This is a genomic window from Streptomyces cupreus (assembly GCF_014257025.1).
GTDB lineage: Bacteria > Actinomycetota > Actinomycetes > Streptomycetales > Streptomycetaceae > Streptomyces > Streptomyces cupreus.
Map to the genome: position 1 here is coordinate 1 of NZ_JACMSF010000144.1, position 3,199 is coordinate 3,199.

General features: G+C 70.5%; 4 protein-coding genes and 1 pseudogene. 3 read left to right on the top strand and 2 right to left on the bottom strand.

The window, feature by feature from the left end; all coding sequences use genetic code 11:
- The coding region (locus tag H4N64_RS43910) for a hypothetical protein (RefSeq protein WP_336246985.1) at positions 1-458 on the bottom strand (458 nt) is incomplete at its 3' end.
- Between the two features lie 225 nt (positions 459-683).
- Here H4N64_RS43910 and H4N64_RS43915 point away from each other — a divergent pair.
- The 3 genes and pseudogenes from H4N64_RS43915 to H4N64_RS43925 all read left to right on the top strand — a co-directional run.
- Positions 684-1,535, top strand: a complete 852-nt coding sequence (locus H4N64_RS43915) for a helix-turn-helix domain-containing protein (protein WP_186288226.1) — start codon at positions 684-686, stop codon at positions 1,533-1,535.
- Positions 1,536-1,551: 16 nt separating this feature from the next.
- Positions 1,552-2,106, top strand: a complete 555-nt coding sequence (gene cyaB, locus H4N64_RS43920; protein ID WP_186288227.1) for a class IV adenylate cyclase — start codon at positions 1,552-1,554, stop codon at positions 2,104-2,106.
- A gap of 115 nt (positions 2,107-2,221) precedes the next feature.
- A pseudogene (locus H4N64_RS43925) lies at positions 2,222-2,440 on the top strand (short-chain dehydrogenase); the annotation flags it as partial.
- Between the two features lie 3 nt (positions 2,441-2,443).
- Here the strand turns inward: H4N64_RS43925 and H4N64_RS43930 are convergent.
- Entirely contained in the window at positions 2,444-3,091 is a 648-nt protein-coding gene (locus H4N64_RS43930) for a LysE family translocator (protein ID WP_186288228.1), read from the bottom strand.
- Positions 3,092-3,199: the final 108 nt, after the last annotated feature.

Sequence of the window (3,199 nt, forward strand, 5' to 3'; positions counted from 1 at the left end):
TGGGTCAGGCAGCCAGCGACCATGGCGAACGTCAGCACGTCGGCCGTCCTGCACAGCCAGCGCGGCCGGGTGAGGGGCACCGCCCAGTACGAGGCCGAGGCGTGCTCCTCCAACTCCGTCAGATCGGTACGCGGCACGCCCAGGTAGGTGCCATCGCCCAGGCAGGCGGCGGCTGGCGCTCGCCAGTCCGGGGCGGTGCCGGGCGGCACGAGGGCGTAGTAGCGGCGGCCCGCGGGGTCGTGGATGACCGGGCCGCCGTTGAAGCTCCAACCGAGCCAGTCGGCCACGGTGGCTGGCTCGCTGACTCCGGCCACGCTGTGCACGAGGCTCTCGGAGATGCGGACCGCGTCGAAGAGCTTCCCCAGCGGGATCAGGGCGAGCCGGGTCTCGCTGTCCCACTCACGGTGCACTGCGGCGGGCGAGGGGTGCGCGGAGGCGAGCCATGCCTCAACGCCCACTGCCGGGAGTGGATTTGGTGGTGTTAATGCCTCGCTCCGGGTCGTACTGTTCGTCATGTCGACGCTCCTCAGTAGCGTTGGCCACGCCCCGGGGCCGTTCGCGCGGTCGCCGGGGTTTGTTGCCCAGTCAGCCTGGTGCGCGCGTTGTTCCGTGTGCGATCCCCTGCCGGTAATCTCACAGTGAGATGGATTCTCATCCCGTTCGTGGATACCGGGGGCCGCACCATGGGGACTGCACTGGAGCCGATCGAACTGCCCGACTGGGCATGGGAGCGTGCAGAGGTGCGGGAGGCGCTGAGAGCCCGTGACATCAGTGCCGTGTTCCGGCACGCGCAGCAGTACGCGGGTGCGAGTCAGGCCCGCATCGCAACGGCCACCGGCATGACGCAGGCCCGCGTCTCCGAGATCATCAGCAGGCGTCGTGAGGTGTCTCGGCTGGACGTGTACGAGCGGATCGCCGACGGACTTCACATGCCCGATGACGCCCGCCACCTTCTCGGACTCGCCGCCGGCCGAGAGCGCCGGGCGGGTGGGCCCGCGTTCGACCTTGCGGCGTTCCCCGAAGTCGTGCGTGTGTACGCTGCGCAGAACTCGGCTGCGGAGGAAATCCAGCAGCAGGCCCGTGCAGCCACGGAGTTGGATGTGCTCGCCGTACGCGGCCTCGGCCTGGTCGGCCTGAACGACAGCCTGCTACGCGCCTGCCTGCCGCGCGAGCAGGGTGGCAGGGGCCTGTGTGTCCGGGTCGCTCTCCTTGACCCGGAGAGCGATGCCCTGGCGCGCCGGGCGGCGGAAATCGGTGAGTCCGCGCAGTCCCTCGCGTCGGGGGTGCGGCTCGCTGAGGCGCGGCTGCGGGAGCTCGCGGACGCGGGCGACGTCGGCGTGTGGCGATACCGGATGCTCCCGACGTGGCGGCTCATCCGCACCGACGGGACCATGTTCGTCGGCGCGTTCGACGCCGGTTGGGAAGGCCATGAGTCGGCTCTGTACAAGGTGATGGAGACCCCGCACGGCCCGCTGTACCGGGGCTTCCGACGGATGTTCGAGGCAGTCATCGACGGCGCGCAGCGCACGGTGTAACAGGGAGGAACCGCACGTGATCGAGGCGGAGCTGAAGGCACGCGTCCACGCACCCGAGCAGGTCATGCGGCTGCTCGATGAGGTGGCCAGCGCACGAGTTGAGGTGTACCGAGACACGTACTACGACCGGCCGGACGGCTCGCTGGAGAAGGCGGGCGAAGAGCTGCGGGTGCGTACGGTCCACGGTGCGGACGGCACGCGCACCGTGCTCACGTACAAGGGTGCGGCGGTCGATGAGGAGTCAGGGTCGAAGCCCGAGCATGAGACCCGCGTCGACGACGCCGACCAGGCGCACGCCATCCTGCGCGGGCTCGGACACGTTGAGCTGATCGCCTTCGAGAAGCGGTGCCGGAACTACGACTTCACTGCGCGGGGTCGGCAGATGCTCGCGACGCTCGTGCGGGTGCCGGAGATCGATGGAACCTACCTTGAGGTCGAAACGCTCGTGGACGAGCAGGACATGGCGGCGGCCTTGGACGATATCCGAGCAGTGCTCGCCGAGTTGGGCGTCACCGCGAAGGACCTGACGCGAGAGACGTACACGGCCGCCGTCGCCGCACAGCGGCGCTGACCGCCGTACGCCCATCCACGGCTCGTTCCGCCCGTCGGCGGTGCGGAGTCCTTACGGACGCTCTGTTCGGCCGCGAGGCCCAGCGTGGTCGTGGCCCTCGCCCTACACCTGCGGCGCTCGGTCCGCCGACTCCGGCGCGCTGCCCACGCTGTACGCGGCAACCGCCCCCGACGTACCGCCCGACGCATTCACCGGACCGTCCCTCGCGGGCTGGCGCGGCTCACCGGCACCCGCCTGGCCGGCACCCTGGACCGTCAACGACGCGATGCGGCAGCGCCTCTGGGAGGCGTCAGAGCGGCTGACCGGGGTGGCGTACGACGCCCTCAAGGCGTGAGGGTCAGTCCTTGCGGCCGGTCACGGCGACCGTGACCCCGAGCCCGATCATGGTCATCCCGCCGACTCCGCCCACCGCCGACAGGCGTCGGGGGGACCGGGCGAACCAGCCCCGGGCCGTCGCCGCGACCAGGCCCCACACACTGTCCGAGGCGAGCGCGATGATGTTGAAGATCAGGCCGAGCAGCAACATCTGGGCCGTCACATGCCCCGCGCCCGGATCGACGAACTGGGGCAGGACGGCGGCGAAGAACACGATCGTCTTGGGGTTGGTCACACCGACCGCGAACCCCTCCCAGAAGGTGCGCAGACCACCGTGCGTCGCTGCCGCCCCCGCGTCCTCGGCGAACGCGGCCCGCAGCGCCCCGCGCTCCCGCCAGGCCTTGACGCCCAGGTATACGAGGTAGGCGGCGCCGGCGAGCTTCAGCGCCGTGAAGACCAGCACCGACCGCTCCACGATCGAGCCGACCCCGAACGCCACCGTCAGGACCAGCACATAGGCGCCGACGGTGTTCCCCACCACCGTCGTCAGCGCGGCCCTGCGGCCCTGGGCGAGGGCTCGTCCGATGACGAAGAGCACGCTGGGTCCGGGGACCACGATCAGCAGGAACGACATGGCCGCGAAGGCGAGGAGACGGTCGGTGGACACCATGCCCGCCATGGAAGCAGCGCTCGCCTCCGCTCGGCCAGTCGTTTTCTCAGGCGGTGGCGCCGCCGCCGACCACCAGGTCTTCTTGACGAGGGCCCGGCCGGAGTGCTC

What these genes read in the sequence shown, in the direction of transcription:
- H4N64_RS43930 (WP_186288228.1), bottom strand. Translation starts at nt 3,091, where the DNA reads ATGGTGTCCACCGACCGTCTCCTCGCCTTCGCGGCCATGTCGTTCCTG.
- H4N64_RS43915 (WP_186288226.1), top strand. Translation starts at nt 684, where the DNA reads ATGGGGACTGCACTGGAGCCGATCGAACTGCCCGACTGGGCATGGGAG.